The 25,406-nt window shown below is 65.1% G+C and carries 24 protein-coding genes; 4 read left to right on the top strand and 20 right to left on the bottom strand.

Annotated features, from left to right (window positions below):
- The first annotated feature begins 120 nt into the window (after nucleotides 1-120).
- Entirely contained in the window at nucleotides 121-1,755 is a 1,635-nt protein-coding gene (locus tag ACIPY3_RS09335; RefSeq protein ID WP_400332962.1) for a phytoene desaturase family protein, read from the top strand.
- Nucleotides 1,756-1,876: 121 nt separating this feature from the next.
- A complete protein-coding gene (locus tag ACIPY3_RS09330) occupies nucleotides 1,877-2,650 on the top strand; it encodes a VOC family protein (RefSeq protein ID WP_400332958.1) in 774 nt (257 codons plus the stop codon).
- Nucleotides 2,651-2,802: 152 nt separating this feature from the next.
- On the opposite strand, the gene ACIPY3_RS09325 is transcribed toward ACIPY3_RS09330, so the two are convergent.
- The 9 genes from ACIPY3_RS09325 to ACIPY3_RS09285 all read right to left on the bottom strand — a co-directional run bounded on the left by ACIPY3_RS09325 (nucleotide 2,803) and on the right by ACIPY3_RS09285 (nucleotide 13,559).
- Nucleotides 2,803-3,702 (bottom strand): PaaX family transcriptional regulator C-terminal domain-containing protein, encoded by a 900-nt coding sequence (locus ACIPY3_RS09325; protein WP_400332955.1) that lies wholly within the window; start codon nucleotides 3,700-3,702, stop codon nucleotides 2,803-2,805.
- A 120-nt stretch (nucleotides 3,703-3,822) separates the two neighbouring features.
- Nucleotides 3,823-4,935: an EAL domain-containing protein gene (locus ACIPY3_RS09320; RefSeq protein WP_400332952.1), complete on the bottom strand. Its 1,113-nt coding sequence runs from the start codon at nucleotides 4,933-4,935 to the stop codon at nucleotides 3,823-3,825.
- 418 nt (nucleotides 4,936-5,353) lie between these two features.
- Nucleotides 5,354-5,821, bottom strand: coding sequence for an acyl-CoA thioesterase (locus ACIPY3_RS09315; RefSeq protein ID WP_400332949.1), 468 nt, complete (start codon nucleotides 5,819-5,821; stop codon nucleotides 5,354-5,356).
- 7 nt (nucleotides 5,822-5,828) lie between these two features.
- On the bottom strand, nucleotides 5,829-7,199 hold the full coding sequence (locus tag ACIPY3_RS09310; protein WP_400332946.1) for an MFS transporter: 1,371 nt from the start codon (nucleotides 7,197-7,199) through the stop codon (nucleotides 5,829-5,831).
- Between the two features lie 2 nt (nucleotides 7,200-7,201).
- Entirely contained in the window at nucleotides 7,202-9,592 is a 2,391-nt protein-coding gene (locus ACIPY3_RS09305) for a bifunctional salicylyl-CoA 5-hydroxylase/oxidoreductase (RefSeq protein ID WP_400332943.1), read from the bottom strand.
- A gap of 13 nt (nucleotides 9,593-9,605) precedes the next feature.
- Nucleotides 9,606-11,273, bottom strand: a complete 1,668-nt coding sequence (locus tag ACIPY3_RS09300; RefSeq protein ID WP_400332940.1) for an AMP-binding protein — start codon at nucleotides 11,271-11,273, stop codon at nucleotides 9,606-9,608.
- A 46-nt stretch (nucleotides 11,274-11,319) separates the two neighbouring features.
- A complete protein-coding gene (locus ACIPY3_RS09295; protein ID WP_400332938.1) occupies nucleotides 11,320-12,186 on the bottom strand; it encodes an acyl-CoA thioesterase in 867 nt (288 codons plus the stop codon).
- A 3-nt stretch (nucleotides 12,187-12,189) separates the two neighbouring features.
- Nucleotides 12,190-12,672, bottom strand: a complete 483-nt coding sequence (locus ACIPY3_RS09290; protein ID WP_400332935.1) for a cupin domain-containing protein — start codon at nucleotides 12,670-12,672, stop codon at nucleotides 12,190-12,192.
- A gap of 35 nt (nucleotides 12,673-12,707) precedes the next feature.
- Entirely contained in the window at nucleotides 12,708-13,559 is an 852-nt protein-coding gene (locus ACIPY3_RS09285) for a fumarylacetoacetate hydrolase family protein (RefSeq protein WP_400332933.1), read from the bottom strand.
- Nucleotides 13,560-13,696: 137 nt separating this feature from the next.
- On the opposite strand from ACIPY3_RS09285, the gene ACIPY3_RS09280 reads away from it, so the two are divergent.
- Nucleotides 13,697-14,095 (top strand): RidA family protein, encoded by a 399-nt coding sequence (locus ACIPY3_RS09280; RefSeq protein WP_400332931.1) that lies wholly within the window; start codon nucleotides 13,697-13,699, stop codon nucleotides 14,093-14,095.
- Nucleotides 14,096-14,136: 41 nt separating this feature from the next.
- The gene (locus ACIPY3_RS09275; protein ID WP_400332928.1) at nucleotides 14,137-14,481 is read left to right on the top strand and encodes an iron chaperone; all 345 of its coding nucleotides are present in this window, start codon (nucleotides 14,137-14,139) and stop codon (nucleotides 14,479-14,481) included.
- A 79-nt stretch (nucleotides 14,482-14,560) separates the two neighbouring features.
- Here the strand turns inward: ACIPY3_RS09275 and ACIPY3_RS09270 are convergent, their stop codons facing one another.
- From ACIPY3_RS09270 to ACIPY3_RS09220, 11 genes are all read right to left on the bottom strand, one after another.
- Nucleotides 14,561-15,358, bottom strand: a complete 798-nt coding sequence (locus tag ACIPY3_RS09270) for an IclR family transcriptional regulator C-terminal domain-containing protein (RefSeq protein ID WP_400332925.1) — start codon at nucleotides 15,356-15,358, stop codon at nucleotides 14,561-14,563.
- 139 nt (nucleotides 15,359-15,497) lie between these two features.
- Nucleotides 15,498-16,166: a 3-oxoacid CoA-transferase subunit B gene (locus tag ACIPY3_RS09265; protein WP_400332922.1), complete on the bottom strand. Its 669-nt coding sequence runs from the start codon at nucleotides 16,164-16,166 to the stop codon at nucleotides 15,498-15,500.
- A 2-nt stretch (nucleotides 16,167-16,168) separates the two neighbouring features.
- Complete coding sequence (locus ACIPY3_RS09260) at nucleotides 16,169-16,855, bottom strand: 3-oxoacid CoA-transferase subunit A (protein ID WP_400332920.1); 687 nt, start codon at nucleotides 16,853-16,855, stop codon at nucleotides 16,169-16,171.
- Between the two features lie 5 nt (nucleotides 16,856-16,860).
- The gene (locus ACIPY3_RS09255; RefSeq protein WP_400332917.1) at nucleotides 16,861-18,078 is read right to left on the bottom strand and encodes a thiolase family protein; all 1,218 of its coding nucleotides are present in this window, start codon (nucleotides 18,076-18,078) and stop codon (nucleotides 16,861-16,863) included.
- Between the two features lie 98 nt (nucleotides 18,079-18,176).
- Nucleotides 18,177-18,641: a 4-carboxymuconolactone decarboxylase gene (gene pcaC, locus ACIPY3_RS09250; protein ID WP_400332915.1), complete on the bottom strand. Its 465-nt coding sequence runs from the start codon at nucleotides 18,639-18,641 to the stop codon at nucleotides 18,177-18,179.
- A complete protein-coding gene (locus ACIPY3_RS09245) occupies nucleotides 18,638-19,441 on the bottom strand; it encodes an alpha/beta fold hydrolase (RefSeq protein ID WP_400332912.1) in 804 nt (267 codons plus the stop codon). The genes pcaC and ACIPY3_RS09245 overlap by 4 nt, the downstream gene beginning before the upstream one ends.
- The gene (locus ACIPY3_RS09240) at nucleotides 19,434-20,948 is read right to left on the bottom strand and encodes an adenylosuccinate lyase family protein (protein WP_400332909.1); all 1,515 of its coding nucleotides are present in this window, start codon (nucleotides 20,946-20,948) and stop codon (nucleotides 19,434-19,436) included. Before ACIPY3_RS09240 ends, ACIPY3_RS09245 begins: the two co-directional genes overlap by 8 nt.
- Nucleotides 20,945-21,532, bottom strand: a complete 588-nt coding sequence (gene pcaG / locus ACIPY3_RS09235) for a protocatechuate 3,4-dioxygenase subunit alpha (RefSeq protein WP_400332906.1) — start codon at nucleotides 21,530-21,532, stop codon at nucleotides 20,945-20,947. Before pcaG ends, ACIPY3_RS09240 begins: the two co-directional genes overlap by 4 nt.
- Before the next feature lie 4 nt (nucleotides 21,533-21,536).
- Complete coding sequence (gene pcaH / locus ACIPY3_RS09230) at nucleotides 21,537-22,406, bottom strand: protocatechuate 3,4-dioxygenase subunit beta (protein ID WP_400332903.1); 870 nt, start codon at nucleotides 22,404-22,406, stop codon at nucleotides 21,537-21,539.
- A gap of 41 nt (nucleotides 22,407-22,447) precedes the next feature.
- A complete protein-coding gene (locus ACIPY3_RS09225; RefSeq protein ID WP_400332901.1) occupies nucleotides 22,448-24,319 on the bottom strand; it encodes a bifunctional sugar phosphate isomerase/epimerase/4-hydroxyphenylpyruvate dioxygenase family protein in 1,872 nt (623 codons plus the stop codon).
- The gene (locus ACIPY3_RS09220) at nucleotides 24,319-25,221 is read right to left on the bottom strand and encodes a shikimate dehydrogenase (protein ID WP_400332898.1); all 903 of its coding nucleotides are present in this window, start codon (nucleotides 25,219-25,221) and stop codon (nucleotides 24,319-24,321) included. The genes ACIPY3_RS09225 and ACIPY3_RS09220 overlap by 1 nt, the downstream gene beginning before the upstream one ends.
- Nucleotides 25,222-25,406 lie beyond the last annotated feature (185 nt).

The following is a 25,406-nucleotide window of genomic DNA, read 5'->3' as shown; positions in this document are numbered from 1 at the left end:
CGCACGACGGCGGGCGAGCGGCTTACGCTTGCCCGCCGCCATTGCTTCGCAAGACCAAGCATCGCTTACTTTAGAAAGTTATTTCAGTAAGTAACACCATTGCATGGCTACTCTCGCCACATGGAAAACACACACTTCGACGCCGTCATTGTTGGCGGCGGCCACAACGGATTGACCGCAGCCGCGTACTTGGCCCGAGCCGGCAAGAGCGTCGCCGTCCTGGAACGCGATGACCATTTTGGCGGCGCTGCCATCTCGGCCACCGCCTTCAAAGGAGTCGACGCCCGGCTCTCACGGTATTCGTACCTCGTCAGCCTGTTCCCGCAGCGCATCATCAGCGAACTTGGCCTGGACATCGCCCTCGCCCGGCGCCGCTACTCCTCCTACACACCCAACCCCGGCAACACCGAAACAGGCTTGCTGATTGACGGTGGCGATCCCCGCGCCAGCCGCGAATCCTTTGCGCGCGTTGGCGCCGAAGCCGACTTCGATGCTTTGGAGGGCTTCTACGCGGACACCGAAAAGTTGGCCAAGGCCCTGTTCCCCACCGTCTGCGATCCGCTGCCCACGAGGTCCGAAGCCCGCGAACTGGTGGGTGACGACCAACTGTGGCACGACTTCATCGAGAAACCCCTGGGCGACGTCATCACCAGCAGGCTCTCCGACGACCTGGTGCGTGGCCTCGTCGCCACGGATGGACTCATCGGCACGTTCACGTCCCTGGACGACCCTTCGCTGGACGCCAACCGCTGTTTCCTCTACCACGTGATCGGCAACGGGACCGGCGACTGGGACATCCCCCTGGGCGGAATGGGTTCCGTGACTCGCGAACTGGAACGAGCCGCCCGCGAGGCCGGTGCCGTACTGGTTTCCGGAGCTGAAGTCACAGCCCTGTCCGACGACGGCAAGGTCACGTTCCAGCGCGGGGGCGTCGAGGAAGTCTTCACGGGCGTACGAATCCTGGCCAATGTCTCGCCGTGGGTGCTTCAGGGACTTCTGCCGTCGGGAGTTGGCGGGGTTGGTGGCCCGGTGGAGCGGCCTGAAGGCGCCCAGATCAAGGTCAACCTGCTCCTGAGCCGGCTTCCCAAGCTCCGCGACACCTCCGTGGCACCCGAGGCCGCTTTCGGCGGGACCTTCCACATCAACGAACGCTATGGACAGCTCGAGGACGCCTACAAGACGGCCGAGGGCGGCGGCATACCCTCCCCTTTGCCCTGTGAAATCTACTGCCATTCCCTCACCGATCCCAGCATCCTGTCCGACGATCTGGTGGCTGCCGGAGCGCAAACGCTCACCGTGTTTGGCCTGCACGCTCCCGATCGGCTGGTCACCGAGGAGAACAACGATCGCGTTCGGGCGGAACTCCAGGCCGCAGTTCTGGCCTCGCTCAATTCCGTCCTGGCCGAACCGATCGAGGATTTGCTGCTGACCGACGCCGACGGCAATCCCTGCATCGAGGCCAAGACCACGCTGGACCTGGAGCGTGCCTTGAACATGACCGGCGGCAACATCTTCCACGCCAAACTGCAGTGGCCGTTCCTTGACGACGATGAGCCGCGGAACTCCGCGGCCGAGCGCTGGGGCGTCGCTACGGGCCACGAAAGGGTCTTCCTGTGCGGGGCAGGCGCAAGGCGTGGCGGCGGAGTCAGTGGCCTGGGCGGACACAACGCGGCCATGGCAGTCCTGGAGGAGCTGGACAACCAGGAATTGGACAACGAGGAATTGAAAAACCCGGAGTTGGAAAACCAGCACTGAAACGGTGACACGAATCGGGTCCGGCGCCTACATGATGGGTGGCTGCCTCTCCAGACCATGCGCGTGGGCTTTCCCGGGGAGGCAGCCATCCACATGAGAACGCCAACTCCGAGGAGTCACCATGTCCACCAAGATTTCCAAATGGCCTGCTGGCACGCCCATGTGGGTTGACCTGTCCGTTGACGACGTGGAGGCGGCCAAGTCGTTCTACTCCAAGCTGTTTGGGTGGGACTATCTCACGGGCGAGGGTGATTACCTCCTGGCCCAGATTGCCGGCCACGCCGTGGCGGGCCTCGGCCCCAAGCTGGATCCCGCCCGTCCCGCGGCATGGACCACGTACTTGGCCTCCGAAAACGTCGATGCCACCGCCGAGCTCATCAAGGCGGCCGGAGGGCAACTGCTGGTCCCGCCATTCGACGTCATGGACTCCGGACGCATGGCCGTCGCCGCGGACAGCGTGGGAGCCGCCTTTGGGGTATGGCAAGCCGGAAACCACATTGGCGCCGAACGCTTCAATGAGCACGGATCCCTCTGCTGGAATGAACTCCACACCCACGACTGCGCCTCGGCCAGGGCTTTCTATGCCGAGGTTTTCGGCTTCGCCTACCACGACGTGGACGGCGAGGACATGGTCTACTCCACGTGCCTGCGCGCCACCGACGGACGTGAAGTGGCCGGCATGCACTACGACACCGAACTCCCGGAGACCATGCCGGATTACTGGCTGACGTGGTTTGCCAGCGACGATGTTGCCGCCACGGCCTGCCAGGCCGAGCAACTCGGCGCGTCCCTGCTGATGCCGGTTTCCTCAACACCGTTCGGCCGGATGGCCATCATCGAGGGCCTGCAAGGAGACGTCTTCGGGGTCATCGCCGTAGCACCGGCCAGCAGCTGAGCTGCCTGCGTGCCGCAGCGACCCACTTTGGACCGCACCCTCCGCGACACGCCGCAAGAATGACTTTCCCGGCCTCCGCGAGGCTCAAAGCAGGTCGTCGGGGTACACCTTCCAGCCCCCGCAGACCGTGGCGCGCGTACCGCCGTCGGGCCTTAACCCAGCTTCAGCGCCGCGGAATCCTGGCCGGCTGCCGGGTCCATGGCCCCGACGATGACGTCGTGGGCGAACTCAGCGGCAAGCGGGGCGGCCAGACGGTGTACGGACTGGAAGATCCTTCGGACGGCGGGACCATGCCAGTCCGCAGGCAGGTAGTCGGCGGGAAGATTGGGATCCTTGTAGGGAAACCTGCGCCACATGGTGAGCATCGGGATGTAGTAGCGGAACGCGTCCCGGCGCACTTCCTCCGTAACCTCGGCGGGTTGGTCCTCAAGACGCCCGGACCAGTCCTCCTCAGCATTTCCATACAGCTCAAGGAACTCCGTGAACTCTTCGTCGAGCTCCTTCAGGTCCCACCACTCGGAGATCTTGGGCCGCATGGGGCCATCGAAGACGTAGTCGCTGCGAAACAGGTCCACGAACTCGATCAGCCCGCTTGCCGTAAGCCGCTCCTTGGCCTGGTCCAGTTTGTGGGCGGGCGCGATCCAGACGCCCGAGGCCACCGACCCAAAGCCCAGCCCGGACAAGGCCGAGCGCAATTGGTGCCGGCGGTTCCTCATCGATTCGGGCACGGAAAATACGGCCAGGACCCACGTATCCACCGGCGCGGGCTGTTCGGGAGCGAAGATCCGCCGGTCACCCTCCCGGAACACGTCGCTGACGGACTCGGCAATCTTGTACTTGGCGATCCCGTCCTCGCGAACACTTTTCAGCACCCCCTTGGCCTTGAGCCTGGAGACGGATGATCGGACGCCCGGCGCGTCGTAGCCCAGGGTTCCCAGCATGGAAATCAGTGCAGAAACCGGCAAGGCGTCACCGGCATTCCGGCCATACAGACCGAAAATCGTGACGAGCAACTGCTGGTGGCGCACCGGGGGTGCCGGGACGGCGAACATCGAAAAGGGTCCTCATTTCCGCGCCCGGTCCGGGCGCCAGTCATGTTCATCATAGGGCGGAGACTGTCCCGTTCCCTGAAGACCACGACGGCGGCAGGCAGCTGACGCTGGGCAGGAACCCTAACCGACCGACTGCACCTCGGGCTGGGAGTGCAGGGTCCACGAAGACCAGTCAAGCGGGTGCACGGACGGACGGCCCAGCAAGTACCCCTGGGCTGCGGCGACGTGCAGTTCCGTGGCTTCGCGCAGTTCGGCTTCGGTCTCGATGCCCTGCGCTACGACGGATGCACCAAGCTCCCTGGCCAGCTCAACAACGGCGCGGGCACGGATGCGCTGTCCCTCGGAGCTGTCGATGCCGGCGATCAGGTGCCGGTCCAGCTTGATGATGTCCGGACGCAACTCCTCGATCCTGTCCATGGAAACGAAGCCCGCACCCGAAGCGCTGACGGCGAGCCGCATGCCGCGTCGACGCAGTGGCCCAAAGCCGTTCTCGCCCGCCAGGCCATCGGCTGACTCCAGGCTTCCAGTGAGTTCGATGACGATCCTCGACGGATCAAGCCGCGCCTCTTCCAGCAAGGCCCTGACGCGGGGGTCCCGGGAGGATTCCGGTGTCAGGTTGAAGGCCACGAACATGTCCTGGGGCATTTCCTCGGCAGCGGCCAGGGAACAGTGCAGGGCAGCGATCTCCAGCTCGGTACCAAGTCCGGCTTGGGACGCCTCGCGGAACCAAACGTCCGCCGCCGCGCCGTCCTGCTCCACGAAGCGGATCAGGGCTTCAACGCCGATGACGTCACCGGCTGGGAGTTCATGGATGGGCTGGAAGGCCGTGAGCAGCAGCTTGTCCCGCAACACGGACTGGATGCGCTTGCGTACTTCACTGTTGACCGGGACCGTCACCGTATGCGGAGCCTCGGCCGACGCCCGGTTCAGGCTCATGGATTCCTGGTGTCCCGCGGACTCGTCCGGCACCACGATGCCGGTGCGGGTCTGGATCAGATGCTCCAGCAGGACGCCCTTGGGGTCGCCGGGATGCTCGGCCAGCAGTTCCTGGAGGTTCCTGCGGGCCCACTCGCTGCGCGGATCGGACTCGCTGAGGATGTCCTTGATGATTTCCAGCGCCTGCTGACGCACGCGGGCATCGTTGACAGGCGGGAGCGGTGGAGCCTGGACGGCGTCGTTCGCTGACGGTTCCATGGCACCACCGAAGGGAAAGGAGAGCCCACTTCTAGACATCGACAATTCCTTCAATGTGAACTTGTGCCGGCTGCGCCCAGTACACAACCAGCTACGCTTCGCTCCGCTGGCCCCCAAGGACGTCCCGGAACGGAGCAGCCCAGTCGTGCATCCGCGCAACCAGGCTTGTGACGAATCCTACAAGAGAATCCCGCACACGTGGACCAAGCTGGCACTCCACGGCCGCCGAGACGCCCCCCCCCTTCACCAACGCTCTCTCACGCAACACCCCCCTTTCACCAACGCTCTCTCACTTCCCGCCTTTCGCCAACGCTCTCTCACGAAACACCCCCCTTTCACCGACGCTCTCACTTCCCGCGGTCGGACCCGTGGGAAGTGAGAGAGCGTCGGGTCTTAAGGGCTATTTGGTGAGAGAGCGTCGGGCTTTTAGGGCTGTTTGGTGAGAGAGCGTCGGGTTTTAAGGGCTGTTAGGTGAGAGAGCGTCGGGGGTGAGGGCTTGGACGAAGTGCGGGGGCCAAGGCTGCGCGGTCGCGGAGCTGGCGGGGACGTGCGCCGTCGTGACCGTCCCGTAGGCGGCAACGACGGCGGCTGCCGGACTGCCGGCGTCGGGGGTTCCGCCGTCGGGGGTTCCTGCCGAGGCCGGCAGCGGGTGGCCGAGTACCTCGAATTCCAGAGTGAGCGAGGTCCGGCCGAGCGCTTGTACCCGCACCGACGCGGTGATGCGCTGGCCGAACCACAGCTTCGCTTGGTAGTTGATGACCTGCTGGACGCGGGGCGCGCTGGGGAAGTAGTCGGGCAGGGCCAGCGAACGGAAGAGTTCGGCCTCGGCGGCCTCCACCCAGCGCAGGATCGCCGAGTTGTGCTGATGGCCGGAGGCGTCGGTGTCCACCCACTCCACCGTCCGCTGGACGCTTGCTTCCGGCATGGTTCTCCTAGCCGACGCTGACCGCAGCGTCTTGCTCGTCGGGGTCAGCGGTTGCTTTCCCTTCGGTCACCCGCGCTTCCTGCTGCGGCTTCGGGATCAGTGCGACGGCGGCAGCGGCCAGGACCGCGATACCGGCGAAGATTCCGAAGTTCGCCTCAAACGGGAGCTTGGAACCTGCGATCCACCCTCCGATCAACGGGCCGGAGATAGCGCCGAGCCGGGCGAAGCTCAGGGCCCAACCCGTCGCCGTGCCGCGGACCTTTGCCGGGTAGTAGTCGGCGATGTAGCCCGTGAGGACGAGGGATGTGGAGATGGACCCGACACCGGCGAAGGCCACGAACAGCAGGTTGACCACCATGGTGTTGGGGAAGACCAGGAGCATGATGCCCAGGCCGCCCAGGATGTAGAACACCACCAGGATGAGTTTCTTGCCGTATTTGTCTGCCGCGCGGCCCAGAAGCAGGCCACCAATCGCCGAGGCGAGGCTGAAGACCAGGAGGAACGTCAGGGACGAACCGAGATCGTAGCCGGCCTTCTTCATGATGCTCGGGAGCCAGGTGTTCAGTCCGTAGACCAGGAGCAGGCCGCAGAACAGCGAGATCCAGAAGAAGACGGTCGAGCGGAGATACTGCAGGGAGAACATGGTGGTGATGGTCTTCCACCACGGGTCTGCGGCTTGGTTGCCGGCAGGCTTGGCAACCAGCACCGGGCGGTAGTCAGTGATTCCGAGCCTTGCCGCCAACGTCTTTGCCTCTGAACTGCGGCCTTTCGACTCTAGGTACTCAAGGGATTCCGGCAAGAACTTCCAGATGACCGGCAGCAGGATCACGGGGGCTGCGCCGATCGCGATCACCGCCCGCCATCCACCCAGCGGAAGGACGAACAGGGCTGCCAGCGCGGCCGCGACAATCCCCAGCGAGTACCCGGAATACATGAGTCCATAGTTATAAGAGCGCTTGTTCGGAGCGGAGTACTCGATGGTCAGTGCCGCTGCCACGGGGATCACGCCGCCCATGCCGAGCCCACCGATCAGGCGGAAGAGGCCGAAAAGTTCAGGCGTAGGCGCCCAGGCTGCCCCGGCCTGCGTCAGCGTGAAGATGATCATGGACGCGAGCAGCATCTTCTTCCGGCCCACAAGGTCGCTGAGGGTGCCGATGAACAAGGCACCGATAAGCATGCCGATCAGGGCATATGACCCCAAGCCGCCCAGAGCCAGCGGCGAGAGATTCCACTCTTTGTACTCGGCGAGGGCCGGGAGCACGGCGCCGAGGACGCCGACGTCGTAGCCTTCGGCGAGAATCGCCAGCCAGCAGCAGAGGAGCACAACACCTGTGGTGCGCTTAGGCACGTTCCAGGTGTTCAAAGGTGCGGCGGCCACGGCTACTTCACCAGGACCGATGCTGCGGCGGCCGCAGGGGTCCAGCGCAGGTGCGTGATGGCTTCCTCGGCGTCCAGTTCCTTGAGCAGGGACAACCGCGGACGGACGGCGTCCGTGCGCGAGCTCGGCGGCTTGCGGCGGCCGGCGCGGAACTGCGGGATCCACTGAGCGCCTGGGCCGTGGTACTCCTGCTCGGCGGCTGCGTGGAGGGTCCATTGGGGATCGTAGAGGTGCGTGCGGCCCAGGGCGATGAGGTCGGCACGTCCTGCGAGGAGGATCGAGTTGACGTCGTCGTAACTGGAGATGGCGCCGACAGCGATCACTGCCACGCCTGCCGGGGCGGCGACTTCCTGGCGGATGCGGTCCGCGAACGGGGTCTGGTAGCTGCGTCCGAACGCGGGCTTCTCTTCCTTGGCTACCTGGCCGGTGGAGATGTCCAGGCCGGCAGCGCCGTGGTCAACGAACGCCACGGCGATGTCGATGGAGTCATCCGAGGTGTTGCCGCCGTCGATCCAGTCCGTCGCGGAGATGCGTACCGTTAAAGGCTTGCCGGCAGGCCACGCCGCGCGGACGGCGTCGAACACTTCCAACGGGAACCGCAGCCGGTTCTCCAGGCTGCCGCCGTATTCGTCCGTGCGCTGGTTGGAAACGGGAGACAGGAAGGAGGAGAGCAGGTAGCCGTGGGCTGCGTGGATCTCCAGGAGGTCGAAGCCGGCTGCCTCGGCGCGCTGCGTCGCGGCGACGAACTCGGCCTTGATGGCGTCCATCCCGGCGCGGTCCAGTTCCAGCGGGGTCTGGTTTTCGGGGCCGTACGGCAAGGCGGAAGGCCCGACGGCGGTCCAGTTGCCGGAGTCGAGCGGCTGGTCGATGCCTTCCCACATGAGCTTGGTGGAGCCCTTGCGGCCGGAGTGTCCCAGCTGCGCACCGATCTTCGCGGTGGAGCGGGTGTGCACGAAGTCGACGATTTCCTTCCAGCTGTCGCGCTGTTCGTCGGTGTAGAGGCCGCTGCAGCCGGGGGTGATGCGGCCGGATTCGGAGACGCAGACCATTTCGGTCATGACCAGCCCGGCGCCGCCCAGGGCCTTGGAGCCGAGGTGGACCTTGTGGAAGTCGCCGGGGACGCCGTCCGTCGCGGAATACATGTCCATCGGCGAAACAATGATCCTGTTCTTCAGCTCGAGTTCGCCGACGCTGAAGGGCTGGAACATGGCCGGTGCCACCTGGCTCAGCCCCTGCGAGGAAGCGAAGTTGCGGTCCACTGCCTCCGCGAACTCGGGATCGCGCAGGCGCAGGTTCTCCTGGGTGATGCGGCGGCTGCGGGTGAGCAGGTTGAACGCGAACTGCGTGGGGTCCTGGTCCTTGTACTGGCCGATCCGTTCGAACCACTCCAGCGAAGCTTGCGCGGCACGCTGGGTGGACGCAACCACCGGGCGGCGCTCGGCTTCGTAGGCTTCCAGGGCCTCTGCGACCGTGGGGTGCTCGTGCAGGCAGGCAGCCAGTGCGAGGGAGTCTTCCATGGCCAGCTTGGTGCCCGAGCCAATGGAGAAGTGAGCCGTGTGCGCGGCGTCGCCCAGCAGGACCACGTTGCCCTTGCGCCAGCTCTGGTTGCGGACAGTGTTGAAGGTGATCCACTTGGAATTGTTGGACAGGACCTCGTAACCGGCCAGCTCCTCGGCGAAGATCTCGCGGATCTTGGCGATGGCCTTCTCGTCGGAGACACCTGGTGCGAAGACCTCGTCGGCGGTCTCGTCGAAGCCCGCCGCGTGCCAGACGTCCTGGTGCATTTCGACAATGAACGTGGAGCCTTCATCCGAGTACGGGTAACCGTGGATCTGCATGACACCCCACTCGGTTTCCTTCACGAAGAACTTGAAGGCCTCGAACACCTGGTCCGTTCCGAGCCACATGAACTTGTTGGTGCGCGGGTCCAGGTCCGGGCCGAACGCGTCAGCGTACTTGGCGCGGATCTGCGAGTTCACGCCGTCCGCGGCGAGCACCAGATCGAAGCCGGCTTCGAGTTCCTCGATGGCCGGGGCCATGGTGCTGAACCGGACATCGACGCCGAGTTCGATGCACCGGCGCTGCAGGAGTTCCAGGAGTTCCTTGCGGCTCATCGCGGCGAAGCCCTGGCCGCCGACAGTGATCATTTCGCCGCGGAAGTGGATGTCGATGTCCGACCAGCGGGCGAAGCGCCGGCTCATGTATTCGGCCACCACGGGATCGGCGTTGCCGATGCCACCGAGGGTCTCATCAGAAAACACGACGCCGAAGCCGAACGTGTCGCTGGCAGCGTTGCGTTCCCAGAGGGTGATGTCGTGGGACGGGTCCAACTGCTTCATCAGTGCTGCGAAGTACAGGCCACCCGGGCCGCCTCCGACGATTGCGATTTTCATGGTGGTGCTCCTTCTACGCCTGGCCCTGGCCGGCGGGGGTAAGTTCGTGGGTTGCTGTTTCCTCTGCGAGGACACGGTCGCGCAGTTTGAAGTGCTGCAGCTTGCCGCTGGGGTTGCGCGGCAGTTCGGTAACGAACCGGACATCCCGCGGATACTTGTACGGGGCGATGGTCTGCTTCACGAAGTCCTGAATTTCCTTGCGCTTCGCGGGGTCGCCAATGACTCCTTCGCGCAGGACCACGAACGCGCACACGATGCTGCCGCGCTGCTCGTCCGGGATGCCGATGACAGCGTTCTCCACCACGTCCGGGTGCTGGTCGATCGCGGCCTCAACCTCGGGGCCGCCAATGTTGTAGCCGGAGGAGACGATCATGTTGTCCGAACGGGCCTGGTAGGTGAAGTAGCCGTCCTCATCCATGGAGAAGGTATCTCCGGTGACGTTCCAGCCGTTCACCACGTAGTTCAACTGCCGGGGATCGTCGAGGTATCGGCACCCGGTGGGTCCAATGATCGCCAGCCGCCCGGACTGTCCCGGGCCGAGTTCCTTGCCCTCGGGATCGAGGATCGTGGCGCGATAGCCCGGAACCGCTTTGCCGGTCGTCCCGGGGCGGATGTCATCCCCTGCAGCAGATATGAAGACATGGAGCATTTCCGTGGCACCGATCCCGTTCACCAGGCTCAGTCCTGTGGCTTCATGGACGGCTTCCCACGTTTCCTTGGACAAGTGCTCCCCGGCGGAAACGGCAATCCGAAGACGGCTCAACAGCTCGCCGCGGTTCTCCTTGAGGATGGCCCGGTACGCTGTCGGAGCCGTGAACAAGATGGTGGCTCCCGCCTCGGCAGCGCGTTCGGCCAACTCCACCGGACCGGCCTTCTCGGTCAGGAGCGAGGACGCCCCGAACCGCAGCGGGAAGACCACCAGTCCACCCAGCCCAAACGTGAAGGCCAGCGGAGGGGAACCGGCAAAAACGTCGGACGCGGTGGGCTCCAGGATGTACCGGGCAAAGGTATCCGCGTTCGCCAGGATGTCCCGGTGGAAATGCATGGTCACCTTGGGCACACCCGTGGTGCCGGACGTCGGACCCAGCAAGGCAACATCGTCCGAGGACGTGTCCACCGCAGTGAACTCCCCGCTCTTGCGCCCGCAGCGGGCGGTGAGGTCGCCGTCGTCGTGCGCTCCATAGCTGAGGACGGCAACGTCATCCCCGGCAGCGATAGCGAGTTCGTCCACGAAGCGGTGGTCCGAGATGGCGACCACGGGCTTGGTCAGCTGGATGATGGTGGAAACCTCGGTGGAGCGCAGCATCGGCATGGTGGTCACCACCACGGCTCCGGCCTTGATCACGCCCAGCCAGGCCGCGACGATCCACGGGTTGTTCGGGCCGCGGAGCAGGACCCGGTTGCCGGGGACGATTCCGAGGTCTTCTGTGAGGACCTGGGCCACCTGGTTGGAGCGGAGCTGGAGTTCCCCGTAGCTCCAGACTTCGCCGTCCGGGGTACGGAGTGCCGGGCGGTCTGCGCCGAACTGTTCGACAGCGTCGTCGATCAGCACTGAGGCGGCGTTGAGCCGGTCCGGGTAGTTGAGTTCGGGGAGGGTGAATTCGAACGCCGGCCAGGTTTCGGCGGGCGGCAAGTGGTGGCGGGTGAACGTGTCCACGTGGGCCGATGGCAACATGCTCATGGCCGTTCCTTTCAGTGGTGCGTCGTTGGGGCTGGGGATGGGTGAGTCAGGCGCGGATCATGCCTTCTTGGGCGACGGTGGCCAGGAGCCTTCCTTGCCGGTCGAAGAAGCGGCCCATGGCCAGGCCGCGGTTGCTTTGGCCGGAGATGGCTTCCTGGGCATATAGGACCCAGTCGTCCACGCGGCCGTCGCGGTGGAACCACATGGAGTGGTCCAGGCTGGCGGTAGCGAGTCCGGGGCTTGACCAGTTCAGGCCGTTGACCCGGAGAAGCGGTTCAAGGATGGTGTAATCGCACACGTACGCGAGGGCGGTGCGCTGGAGGTCTTTGCTGTCCGGGAGTGAGTCGAACGCCTTGACCCAAATGGCTTGCTGGGGCGCGTTCCCGCCCTCAAGCTCGACATATACCGGTCCGGGAATATGCCTCATGTCGAAACTGCGGCCGGTTCCCCAGTAATCGGCCGCGCTTCCTCCAGTCCCGGCCAGCACTTCGGCTGCCGAACGCAGGGATTCAGGTTCGACGGCGGCAGGCGCCTGGGGCTGGAAGTCCGGGCCGTCCTCGGGAACCTGGAAGGAACCCATCGCGGCATACACGGGCTTGCCGTTCTGGAAACCCCGGACCGTGCGGGTGGAATAGCCCCGGCCATCGCGCAGCCGCTCCACTTCGTAGCGGACCGTGGAGCCGATATCCACTGGGCGCATGAAGTAGCTGTGCATCGAGTGGAGGTTCCTGTCGGCATCCACCGAGCGCATCATCGCCGCTGCGGCCTGGGCCACCATGTCTCCACCGTAAGCCTTGGGCCACGGAACGTACTGGGTGGTCGCTTCGTAGGCCTCGTCGAAGACCTGCGCCTCGGTTTCCGTGAGCTCAACAGCCCGGAGGAACGTCTCCGACGTCAGGGTTCCCGTGATCATGGCTTAGGCCCGGCGGTAGTCGGCGAGGGTTTCGTCCGGGACGTCCTCGAGGTTGACTACGAGGTTCTCCGGGGTCCGGGCGGTCAGCCAGACGAGCTCCTCCGTCACGGACATATTGGCTTCGACGTGCGGCATGAACGGAGGCACGAAGACCCAGTCGCCCGCCTTCATGTCGATGAACTCGCTGTAGTTCTCACCGAAGTAGATCCGGCCGTGGCCCCGAAGGACGTAGCCACCCGTTTCAGCTTCGCCGTGGTGGTGCGGAAGGGAACGGTAGCCGGGAGTGTTGGACACCTGCCCGAACCAGATCTTGGTTGCCGGTGTGTGCTGGATGCTGACGCCGGAGACGCGGACACAGTCGCCGGACTGCATCGTGTTGGTGTCCTCCTCGCCCGCGCGGGTGACGACGGGAACAACCTTGCCGTCAGGCTGGGCGTAGATGGAGTTGTCGCCTTCGAGGCTGTACTCGGTGGTGGTCTGGCTCATGGGTTTCTCCTTGTGTCTCTTACGCTGAATGTCTCTTACGCTGAGGCGGTTACGGGTGCGTGGATGCGGAACTGGTTCTCCAGCCGGCCGATTCCGTCGATTTCGGTGACCAGGGTGTCGCCGTCGTTCAGGAAGCGCGGCGGGGTCATGCCCATGCCGACTCCCCCGGGCGTTCCCGTCAGGACGAGATCGCCCGGGCGGAGGACCGTGAATTGCGAGATGTAGGACAGCAGCTGCGCGGGGCCGAAGACCAGGGTCCGGGTGTTCCCGTCCTGCACGAGTTCTCCGTTGACATAACCGCGGACCTGGAAGTGCTCTCCGGCTTCATCTGCGGTCACCATGACCGGCCCTACCGGCGTGGTGCGGTCCCAAGCCTTGCCCTGGAACCACTGCAGCGTCCGGCTCTGCCAGTCCCGCATGGAGACATCGTTGGCCACGGTGTACCCGGCAATGGCTTCCCGGGCCTGGTCCTCATCAGCCCGGTACAGTTCCGAGCCCACGACGACGGCCAATTCGGCTTCCCAGTCGACGCGGGCACTCCCCTGGATTTCCACGGCATCGTTCGCGCCAACCAGGGTGTCCGCGTACTTGGCGAACAGCGTGGGGTACTCGGGAAGGTCGCGGCCCATCTCCTGGATGTGGTCCCCGTAGTTCAAACCGCAGCAGATCACCTTGCCCGCGCTGGGCAGGAGGGGCGCGAAGTCGGGGTTGGTCAGGACTTCCCCGTTCGCTGCTTCAGCCACGGTCTTTTCAGCCACTGCCCGCCAGTTTTCCTGGGCCAGGAGCGCGCCAACGTCACTGGCCGGGAGCGCGAGGTATGTGCCATCGCCCGCGGCGAGTGCCGCCGTCGTACGTCCGTCTGCGATGCGCAGAGTGGCAAGTTTCATCGGTTGGTTTCCCTTCGATTTTTTGATGTGTCGACTTTTTTACGATCGTCACATATGCTCAACGTAGCAGGGCGGGAATGATCTGCATAGGGGCTTTTCAAAACTTTTCGCAACTGCCACAACCGAGGAGGACCACCATGAGCCACAAGACCATCAACCCGGAATCTCTGCCCAAGCCATCGGGTTTCGCGCACGGCATGCTCGCCGGAAATACCGTGTTCCTGGGCGGGCAGACAGCTCTTGATAAGGACATGAACATCGTGCCGGGCGGCATCGTGGAGCAGTTCACGCAGGCCTTTACCAACGTCCTCACCACGCTCCGCGAAGCCGGCGGACAGCCCGAGGACCTGGTCAATGTGACCATCTACCTCACCGACGTGGACGATTACATGGCGAACGGCCGGGAAATCGGGCGCATCTGGCGCGAGATGGCCGGCTCGCAGTACCCGGCGATGGCGGGCATCGGCGTCACGCGTCTGTGGCAAAAGGAAGCCCTGATCGAGATCCAGGGCATCGCCGTCATTCCTGAGCGGTAAGCCTCTGGCCTTGGCTCTTGGGCGTGCGGCAGCATAGCCGTATGGGAACCGTGACTGAATACTTGGAAAACGTCAGTGCTGCCAACCGACCGGCGTTGGACCGGATTGTTGCCATTGCGCGAGAGCTTGCGCCGGAGGCCGAGGAAGGCACCAGCTACGGCATGCCCGCCCTCATGGTTGAGGGCAAGGGCTTCGTGAGCGTCCTCGAAACCAAGAAGCACTTGGCGCTGTATCCGTTCAGCGGGCAGATCCTGCCTGAGATGTCCGAGGAGCTGGGTGGGTACTCGTGGTCACCGGGCACGCTGCGGTTTTCCGTGGAGAATCCCGTGCCCGATTCCATGGTGCGGCGGATCCTCGAGACCCGTCTGGCGGCGATCCGCAAGTAAGCCCTCCCCCGCGCCCAACTGGGTCGCAATTAAGCGCGTTTTGACCGCTGAAAACGCGCTTAACTGCGACCTACTTGGGTCAGTGTTTGGCGGAGACGTCTTGGGAGATCGCGTCCGCAGTTGCCACGACTTCCGCGCGGACCGAATCGAGGTAGCCTTCCGGCTGGGCAGCGACCGCCTGGGCCTGCAAGGACACGTTGATGGCCGCGACGGTGTCGCCGTTGTTGCGATTGTGCACGGGCGCCGCAATGGACATGAGGCCGAGCTCCAGCTCCTGGTCCAGCAGGCACCAGCCTTGCGTTCGGACACGCTCGACGGCGGCCCTCAAGTCGGTCGCGTTGGCTACGGTTCGCGGGGTGAGGGGCGCGAGTTCGGCCTTCTCCAGGTAGGCGTCGAGCTTGGCCGGCGGCAGACCCGCGAGCAGCACCCGGCCCATCGACGTCGCATATGCGGGGAAGCGGGTGCCCACGGTGATTCCCACGTTCATGATCCGCTTGGTAGCGACTCGGGCAACGTAGAAGATGTCCTGCCCGTCCAGGACCGCAGCCGACGTGGACTCCCCCAGCTTCAGGCTGAGTTCTTCAAGGTGGGGCTGGGCGAGCTGCGGCAGGGACAAGGCCGAAAGGTACGAGTACCCCAACTGCAGCACCTTGGCTGTGAGCGCGAACGTCTTGCCGTCGGTGCGGACGTAGCCGAGTTCAACCAGGGTGTGCAGGAAACGGCGTGCGGTGGCCCTCGTCAGGTCCGTGCGGGCGGCGACTTCGCTGAGGGTCATCACCGGGTTGTTCGCATCGAAAGCCCGGATCACTGCAAGGCCCCGGGCCAACGACTGCACATACTGGTCGCTGGCTTGCGGGGTCACTGCGGAGTCGGTCATGGTTACCAATCCTAAAGTGCGTTACGGGGCCTGCTCTGCGGGCTATTCCTAACAGCGCCCACGCCGCCCGGGTTCCCTGACCGAGCTTGCGAGGTTAGGGAGGCGGTGGGGATGCAGAGCAGGCCCCACAACGGGAGACCTAGGCTCCGGCCTTGAGGGGCAGGTGTACGAGTTCCTGGATTTCTTCGAAGGTGCAGCCGAAGGTTTCGCGGACGGTGACGCCGTCGGGGCCGGTGAGGAACACGGCCTTGTCCGTGTACACGCGGGTGACGCAGCCGACGCCAGTCAGAGGATACGTGCAAGCCTCCACGAGCTTTGAGGCACCCTCGCGGGTCAGCAGGGTCATCATCACGAACACGTCCTTGGCGCCGGTGGCCAAGTCCATCGCTCCACCGACGGCCGGGATCGCGTCCGGGGCGCCGGTGTGCCAGTTGGCGAGGTCACCGGTTGCCGAGACCTGGAAGGCCCCAAGGACGCAGATGTCCAGGTGCCCGCCACGCATGATCGCGAACGAGTCGGCGTGGTGGAAGTACGAGGCTCCGGGGAGTTCGGTGACGGGGATCTTGCCGGCGTTGATCAAGTCACCATCAATGGCATCCCCTTCAGCCGCCGGGCCCATGCCGAGCATCCCGTTCTCCGTGTGGAGCGTGATGTTCTGTTCCTCGGTCAGGTAGTTCGACACCAGGGTCGGCTGGCCGATGCCCAGGTTCACGAATGAGCCCGGGGCGATGTCCCGGGCCACCAGCTGGGCCAACTCGTCACGGCCCAGGGGCTTCTCAGAGGTTTGGATGCTTGTCTGCGTGCCCATGATCAGGCCACCTTTCCGTTATCAGCTGCGGAATCAACCCGCACCACGGCGTTGACGTAGATCCCCGGTGTCACCACGTTCTCCGGATCCAGCGAACCGGTAGGCACGATCTCGGAGACCTGGACGATGGTGTGCTTCGCCGCGGCGGCCATGATCGGGCCGAAGTTCCGGGCCGTCTTGCGGTACACGAGGTTGCCCTTCCCGTCAGCCTTCAACGCCTTGATCAGTGCAACGTCGGCGTGGATCGGGGTCTCGAACACCTGCCACTTGCCATCCAGGAAGCGCGTTTCCTTGCCCTCAGCCAACGTGGTGCCATACCCGGTGGGGGTGAAGAACCCGCCGATACCGGCCCCCGCCGCGCGGATGCGTTCGGCCAGGTTTCCCTGCGGCACGAGTTCCAGTTCGATCTCCCCGGCGTGGTACTTCGCGTCGAAATGCCATGAATCGGACTGCCGCGGGAAGGAACAGATCATCTTCTTCACCCGGCCTTCCTTGATCAGCAACGCCAGGCCCTGGTCGCCTTGGCCAGCGTTGTTGTTCACCACGGTCAGGTCTTTGGCGCCGCAGTCCATCAGCGCGTCGATCAGTTCGAACGGCTGCCCGGCGTTGCCGAACCCGCCGATCATCACCGTGGAACCGTCCTTGATCCCGGCCACGGCCTCGCCAACAGTGTCAATGAAATTCAACATCGCCCCTACGCTCCTTCAACGCCAGCGGTTACGTTTTCCAGCACCACGGCCAGGCCCTGCCCCACGCCGATGCAGATCGCCGCGACGCCCCATCGCTGCCCGGAAGCCTGCAACGATCGTGCCAGCGTGCCCAGGATGCGGGTACCGGAGGCCCCCAGCGGGTGGCCCATCGCGATCGCGCCGCCGTGACGGTTCACGATGGACGGGTCGATCCCCCACGCGTCAACGCACGCCAGGGACTGGGCGGCAAACGCCTCGTTAAGTTCGACGGCGCCAACCTGGTCCCAGCCGATGCCCGCCTTCGCGAGGGCCTTGTTCGCGGCCTCCACCGGGGCGAACCCGAAGAACTGGGGATCGTTGCCGTGCGCGCCACGGCCTGCGATACGAGCCAACGGTTCCAGCCCCAGAATCCCAGCGGCGTTCTCGGACCCGATCCACGCCGCCGAAGCACCATCAGACAAAGGCGAGGCATTCCCGGCGGTGACCGTGCCGCCGTCGGGCCCTGAACCTTCGGGACGGAACACCGTCTTCAACCCGGCCAGCTTCTCCGCGGAAGACCCAGCACGGATCCCCTCGTCACGGACCAGGTCAGTGCCCGGAACCTGCGAAACAAGGTTGTCGTAGAAGCCTTCGTTCCACGCAGCATCAGCCAGGTTGTGCGAGTCCGCCGCGAACGCATCCTGCCGCTCGCGGGTTATCCCGTACTTCTCGCGCAGCCGTTCGGTGGCTTCGCCCAGTGAGATGGTCCAGTCCTTGTTCATGGCCGGGTTCACCAAACGCCAACCCAACGTGGTGGACGCCAGGGTCATGTCCCCTGCCGGGTACGGCTTGGACGTCTTGGGCAACACCCACGGCGCACGCGACATCGACTCCGCGCCGCCCACCAGCACCACGTCGGCGTCACCAGCATTGATCTGCCGCGACGCGATGATCGCCGCATCCAGGGATGAACCGCAGAGACGGTTCACCGTCGTGCCAGGAATCGAGACTGGCAGGCCCGCCAGCAGCGTAGCCATGCGGGCAACGTTGCGGTTTTCTTCGCCGGCGCCGTTCGCGTTGCCGAACACCACCTCATCGATCCGCTCAGGATCCAGTCCGGGAGCCCGGCGAACGGATTCACGGACCACGTGCGCGGCCAAATCATCGGGGCGGACAGCAGCCAGCCCCGAGCCGAACTTGCCAAACGGCGTGCGCACGGCATCGTACACAAAAGCCTGGTTCATAAGAGTTCCTTCGTTTCTACGTACCCAACTGGGTCGCAGTTGTGCGCGTTATGAACCGTCAAAACGCGCACTAATGCGACCTAGTTGGGTGAGAGGGGTTAGTTGGGGGTGGGGGAGGCAGCAGCGTCGATGTCCTGGAATACTTTCTGGGCCGTCTTGAACGCCGAGTTGGCCGACGGAACGCTACAATAGATCGCGGTCTGCAGCAGGATTTCCTTGATCTCGTCCCTGCTCAGTCCGTTGTTGAGGGCCGCCCGGACGTGCATGGCAAGCTCCTCCCAGTGACCGTGCGCCACCAACGCCGTGAGGGTGACCGCGGACCGCATCTGCCGGCTCAGGCCGGGCCGCGTCCAGATCCCACCCCAGGCGATCCTGGTGATCATGTCCTGGTAGTCCTCGGTAAAGGAATCCGTGTTGGCGTTCGCCCGGTCCACGTGCGCGTTGCCGAGCACTTCGCGGCGAACCACCATGCCGGCGTCGTAGATCTCCTGACCGGTAGCCTCGGGCTGCACGGCTCCGTAGCGCGACGGATCACCGCTCCGCTGGGGGTTTACTGCGTTCACAGCCCGTTCTCCTTCATGAAGTTCCGCATCAAACCAGCCACGACTGAAGGCGCCTCGGCCGGCGCAAGGTGCCCCACGCCGTCGAGCGCTTCAACAACGGCAGTACCGCCCCCCGCGCGAATGCCGGCGGCAGTCTCCTCAGCCACCGACGGCGGCGCCACCGAATCCTCGACGCCGGCAATCGCCTGCGTGGGGACGGTGATGCTCCCGAGTTGCTCGCGGACGTCGAATGCGGCGAGGGCTTCGCAGCAGAACGAGTAGCTGAAGCGGTCGGCGTCGCGGAGGGCGTGCAGGAGGCGGCTGCTGATGTCCGGCTGGCGATCCATGAATCCCTTGGCGAACCAACGTTCCGCCGAACCCTGGATCATCACAGGCGTGCCGAGCGAGCGGACGGTTTCCGCGCGCTCCAGCCAGCCTTCGGGCGTGCCGAGCTTGGCGCCCGTGCACTGGACAGAAAGGCTGCGCAGCCGGTCGCCGTGCTTGATGCCGAGCTGCAGTCCGGTGGCCCCGCCCAGCGAGACGCCAGCGTAGTGGAACCTCGCGCCCGGGACTACAGAGTCGACAAGATCGACGACGGCGTCAGCCAGTTCCGCTACATCGAAGCCTTCCGAGGCGGTCGGCGAAATGCCGTGGCCCGGCAGGTCCCAGCCGATGACGTCGAACTCGTCACCGAGCAGGGCAGCGGTCTCGGACCACAGAATGGTGGACGTGCCCAGCGACGGGCCGACCACCAGGAGCGGCTTGGCTCCCAGTTCGCGCTGCGGGGACAGCAGCACAGCCTTGACGGTTGGCTTAGCCACGTGGGGCTCCCTTCGTTGAAGAAGTGAAATCGGGGTAGGCGGCGAGGATACGACGGCTGATTTCCGTGGCCTCGCCCAGGTAGCTAGCGGGATCCAGGAGGGCGTCGAGCTCATCGTCCGGGAGCTTGTCCGCGGGTACCGCTTCGCGCAGGAGCTTGCGGTAGGTATCCGACTGCTCGGATGCCGGTGCCGTGAGCGTTTCGTCGACGACGGCCTGCAGCTTCTGCTTTCCGTCATCGCCCAGGCGAGGTGCGACGGCGGCCGACACACCTTCGCTGACGAGCAGCGGACCCGAGATCTCCAGGTTCCGGCGCATCGCCTCGGGGAACACCCGGAGGCCCTCAGTGAGTTCGCGGAGCTGGATGGCAGCCCCGATGGTGAGCGCGAGAAGGCGCCGCAGGGCCGGCCATTCCGTGTGCCACGCGCCGTCGGGGCGCTCATCATTGAAGGTCGCTGCAGCCAAGTGCAGCTGTGATGCGAGGCCCGGCGCCTGGAGTGCCGCACTGCGGACCAGCACGGACAGCACGGGGTTTTGCTTCTGCGGCATGGCCGAGGAAACACCGCGGCCGGCAGCCATGGGTTCGCCGAGTTCGGCCACCTCCGGGCGGCTCAGGAACAGCAGGTCGGCGGCGATCTTGCCGAAGGAATCCACGAGTGCAGTCAACGCATCGCCGAGTCCCGTGACGGCCAAACGGTGGGTGTGCCACGGGGCAACTGCCGGCGAGAGCCCGAGCTTGGAAGCCAAGGAATCGGCCAGCGTGAACGGGGTTGAGCCCGAGCTAACCGCGGAGGCTGGGCCCGAACCCGGGCTAACCGCGGAGGCTGGGCCCGAACCCGGGCTGACCGCCAGGCCTGAGGCGGCAGCCGAGCCAGAACCGCCGGTGAGCTTGGTACCCGAGGCCAACGTCCCTCCCGCGCCGCCGAACTGCACGGGCAACTCCAAGGATGTGAGCCGCGATGCAGCAGCAGCCACACCCTGAAACCACTGCGCAGACCTGAGCCCAAAGCTGTACGGGAGCGCATGCTGCGTCAGGCTCCGGCCCACGCACAGCGTGTCTGCGTGCTGCTCCGCCGAGGCGGCGAGCGCCGTCGTCGTTCCTTGCACCTCGGCGAGCAGCGCCGAAACGGTGCGGCTGGCCAGGAGCATGAGGGCGGAATCGAGCACGTCCTGACTGGTGAGAGAGGTATGCACAGCGGAAGCTGCCCCGATGCCGTCAGCGTCCAATTCGCGGACCTTCGCACGGAGTTCGCCGAGGAGCGGGATCACCGGGTTGGCGCCGCCCTGAGCGCGTTCGGCGATGAGGGCGAGGTCGTAGTGCCGGGGGTCGGCGGCTTCGGCCACCACAGCGGCGGACCCTTCCGGGGCGAGCCCGGCATCCTCAAGGACGGCCGCCCAAGCGGACTCGACGTCGAGGATTGCCGCGATCACGGCACGGTCGCCCGTCAACGCCGTCACGGCAGGTGAGGCGGTGACGGGGCTGAGGAGGCCGAAGTCGCCGTCGATCATGGCTGTTCCGAAAGATCCAGCGACCCGTCCTGCTGGAAGTCCAGGAACACGGTCTCGTCGCCGCCCTGGAGTCGGATGTCCCAGGTGAGTCCACCATCGGCGTCGCGGCGCGCGATGAGGGTCTTGCGGCGCTCGGGATCGAGGGAGCTCAGCAGCGGATCGTTGGCCAGCGCTTCCTCGTTTTCCGGCAGGTACACGCGGGTGAAGAGTCGGTTCATGAGGCCTCGGGCAAAGACGGCCACGGAGATGAAGGCCGCAGCGCCAGGCTTGGTCGGACCGGGGTTGACCGTGGTGAAGGTGTAAACGCCCGAGTTGCCAACCGATCCGCGGCCCCAGCCGGTGAAGGTGTAGCCGTCGCGGACCAGCGAGCCGGTGCGCTGGACGATGTTGCCTTCTGAGTCCGGCTGCCAGATCTCAAGGATGGCATCCGGGATGGTGTTGCCCGCGCCGTCGTACACCGTGCCCTGAAGGCGGATGCTGCCGGGGCTGCCGGGTGCCAGGAGTTCGTTGTCCTTGGTGAAGGGGAGGGCGTAGCCGTAGAAGGGGCCAACGGTCTGGCCCGGTGTGGGTGTCAGCTTGCTCATGTGCTTACTCCTCGTCCCCGGCGTCGCCGTATGCTTCGTTTTCGGTCCAGGTCCGCTTGGAACCGGTCAGGATGATGTCCCACTTGTAGCCGAGGGCCCATTCGGGGCTGGTGAGCTCGTGGTCGTACTGGGCTACGAGCCGGTCGCGGGCGTCCTGGTCAACGATCGACTGGTAGATCGGGTCCAGCGGGAAGAGCTGGTCGCCCGGGAAGTACATCTGGGTGACGATGCGCTGAGTGAACTCCGAGCCGAACATGGAGAAGTGGATGTGCGCCGGACGCCAGGCGTTCAGGTGGTTCTTCCACGGGTAGGCGCCGGGCTTGATGGTGGTGAAGGAGTAGGAGCCGTCCTCGCCGGTGATGCAACGTCCGACGCCGGTGAAGTTCGGGTCGAGCGGGGCGGGGTGCTGGTCACGCTTGTGGATGTAACGGCCGGCGGCGTTGGCCTGCCAGATTTCCACGAGCTGGCCGGCAACCGGGCGGCCGTCGCCGTCGAGCACACGGCCGGCAACGATGATGCGCTCACCCTGCGGTTCGCCGTTGTGCTGGATGGTCAGGTCCGACTCCAGTGCGTGCACGTCCTGGTGCCCGAACGCCGGCGAGTAGAGCTCAATGGTCTCCGGGTCCGCGTGGTGCAGGCTCTTGGTGGGGTGGCGCAGGATGGAGCTGCGGTAGGGCGCGTAGTCCAGGCGCGGCATGGTCTCGGGAGCCTTGCCGTTCTTCAGCGACTCCGCGTAGCGCTGCTTGATGCCGTTGATCTCGGCACTGAGGTCTGCCTGCGTTTCCACCTTCTTGGAATCGTGCGCGGCGTGTGGCTCAGCTGGCGGCACGAGTTCCTCGGATTCGAGAGCTTGTGCGGTGTTGTCTTGCGGCACAGCCGGCTCCTTTCTATGGATTCTTTGTCGGGTTCGGGCGGCTATGCCCGGTGGAGCGAGTCGTATTGGACGGCATGGCGCACAGGGGCGTTGGGCGCTCCGTAGCCGTCGTAGGTGCCGCGGCGTTCCACCATCTCGAAGAACACGCTGCCCACAGTGGCCGTGTAGAAGTGGAGGAATTCGCCGTTGGCGTCCCGGTCATACAGGAGGTTGAGCTCCTGGAGCGTGTCCAGGAAGCCGGGTTCAAGATCGAACCGGGCGTCCAGGTCCTCGTAGTAGTTGGCCGGAATCTGCAGGAACTCAAGGCCGCGCTCCCGGGCCGACCGGGCAGTTGCCACGAGGTCGTCCACGGCGAACGCGATATGTTCCTGGTAGGTTTTGCGTGCTTTGTCGGCCTGCTGCGCCGGGGCCAGGTTCAGCACCAGCCGTACCGCGCCGTCGGTGGTCTGCATGACCTGCGAACGCACCAGGCCGCTGGGGCTGGGTACTTCGGCGAACGGCTGCGGCTCGAGGGCCAATGCGCTGGTGTAGAAGAGGACAGCCTCGTCGAAGTGCTGCCACGGCTGGGCGAGGTTCACATGGTCAATGACGGCGTTTTGATGTGTAGCCGGGTGTTCCAGCCCCTCGCCGAACTCGTGCGTCCAGGCGGCCGTGCCGTCAGGGCTGCCTTGGCACAGGAAGATCTCGGTGGAGTCCGGCGCGGCGATGCCTTGGAACACTTCCTCGTCTGCCTGGACCTTCCGGGCCACCACCGGCGCCTTGAGTTGCTGGGCGCGGGCGGAGGCAATCACGGGAGAGTCGACGTCGAACCCCAACGCGGCGATCGCCGGTTCGGCGTGCGAGGCGGCTTGTTCGTTGATGATCACGCGGGCCTGGCCCATGGTCCACAGCTGGACATCCTTGGTGCGGTGGCGGCCCTCGAATTCGAAGCCGAGCTGGCCAAGGAGCTTCTCCAGTTGGGCGGTGTCGTCCGCCTTGACCTCGGCGAAGTTGAAGCCGGCGGGCTCGTTCACCTTGGGCAGCGTGGCCAGTTCCATGGGATAACGACGGCGGCCGGGACTGCCGTTGCCGGCTGCGGTTTGACTGGACGTGCCCGCCAGCCACTTGGCACTCTGTTCCTCAAGCCAGATGAGCGAGCGCATGGCATCCACGGCCGTCCGCTCCACGTCCGACTGCCGGAACACATCGTTGAACACCTCCAGGGAAACCGGGCCGGTGTAGCCCGCCCGGACCACGTGGCCCATGAACTTGGCGAGCTCGAACTGACCCTCCCCGGGGAAAACCCGGTAGTGACGGCTCCAGGACAGCACATCCATGGAGAGCTTGGGAGCATCCGCCACCTGGACGAAGAAGATCTTCTCCGCGTTGATGTCCTCGATCGGGGCAGTGTCCCAGTCGCGCGAAAGAATGTGGAACGAGTCCAGGCAGGTGCCCAGGTTGGGGTGGTCCACCATCTCTACCAGGCGGTAGGCGTGCTCGTAGTCATTGACGTACTTGCCCCACGCGAGTGCCTCGTACGCCACTTTGACGCCGTGGTCCCCCGCCAGTTCGGCGAGTTCGCGGAGCTGTTCGGCCCGCAGGTCGTCAGTGTCGATGGTTGCCGTAGCCACGTTGGAGCACACCAGGATGGTGTCCATGCCCAGGCGTTCCATCAGGTTGAACTTCGCCTCGGCCCGCTTGAGGTTGGCCTTCAGCAGGTCCGGAGTGACGCCGTCGAAATCGCGGAACGGCTGGTACAAGTCAAGGCCCAGGCCCAAGTCCGCCGCCATCTTCCGGACATCCTCCGGGCTGAGCGAGGACGTGACGAGGTCCTGCTCGAAGATTTCAATTCCGTCGAAGCCCGCGATGGCGCAGGCCTGCATCTTCTCCTTCAGCGTGCCGGAGAGGCAGACGGTTGCGATTCCGGTGCGCATCAGTGAGCCGCCTTTGCCAGTGCGGGTGCTTGCTCTTCGGAAGCGATGAGTTCAAGGAAATGTTCACGCATGCGGTCGCGGTCAGCGTCCTTTCCGGTAAAGATCTTGAAGGCGTCCGCCGCCTGCCCAACTGCCATGCGGCCGCCGTCGAGCACTTTGCAGCCTTTGGCGCGCGCTTCGCGGACCAGTTGCGTTTCGATGGGGCGGTAGACGATGTCCGCCACCCAGTGGCGGGCATCCAGGAGCTCGATGTCCAGCGGCAGGCCCGGGTGCGCGGCCATGCCGATGGGGGTGCAGTGCACCAGGCCGTCGGCGAGCGGCATGACCTGTCCCAGTTCGGCGATGCTCCGCGGGGTGACTGTCGCGTCGGGGAAGAGTTCGCTGAGTTCGGCTGACCGTTCCGCGGCACGCTCAGGGTCCATGTCCACGAGATCCAACTGCTTGGCGCCTGCCTTAAGCAAGGCGTACGCGACGGCGGATCCGGCACCCCCAGCGCCCAACTGGACGACGCGATCGAGTTTGGCCTCCGGAAGCCCGTCGGCCAGCGCCGAACCGAAACCGGAGAAGTCCGTGTTGTGGCCGACGAACCGGCCGTCGTGGATCAAGACCGTATTGACGGCGCCCAGGCGACGGGCGTCGTCGGAAATTTCGTCAAGGTGCTCCAGCACCAGCTGCTTGCACGGATGCGTGATGTTGAGGCCGTTGAAGCCCATCTGCCGGGCCGCTTCGAGCAGACTCCCGACGGCGGTGGCCGGCAGCGCGAGCTCCAGCAGGTCGATGGGGCGGTACAGCAAGCGAAGGCCCTGCACGTCGGCCTCGCGTTCATGCATGGGCGGAGTGAGCGAGGGCATCACGCCTTCGCCAATCAGGCCCACCAGAACGGATTCGGCTCGGTTGCTCATCCTCAAGCTCCTTTTACTTTCACGTACCGCCGGTGCGTATCAACGCGGTCCCGACCGGACGTATGACTCAGGTTACTACAGTTGTTCATATTCCGCACGCTTGTTCTTATCGCGAACATTTCGGTTGCGCCTGCACCCAACTAGGGGACAGCAGACGCTGCACTGGGCGCTGATTGCGACAGGTA

Origin of the sequence: Paenarthrobacter sp. NPDC089714, from assembly GCF_044748905.1 — a bacterium.
GTDB lineage: Bacteria > Actinomycetota > Actinomycetes > Actinomycetales > Micrococcaceae > Arthrobacter.
The sequence above is the reverse complement of the archived record's forward strand: the minus strand, read 5'-3'. Positions and strand labels throughout refer to the sequence as shown.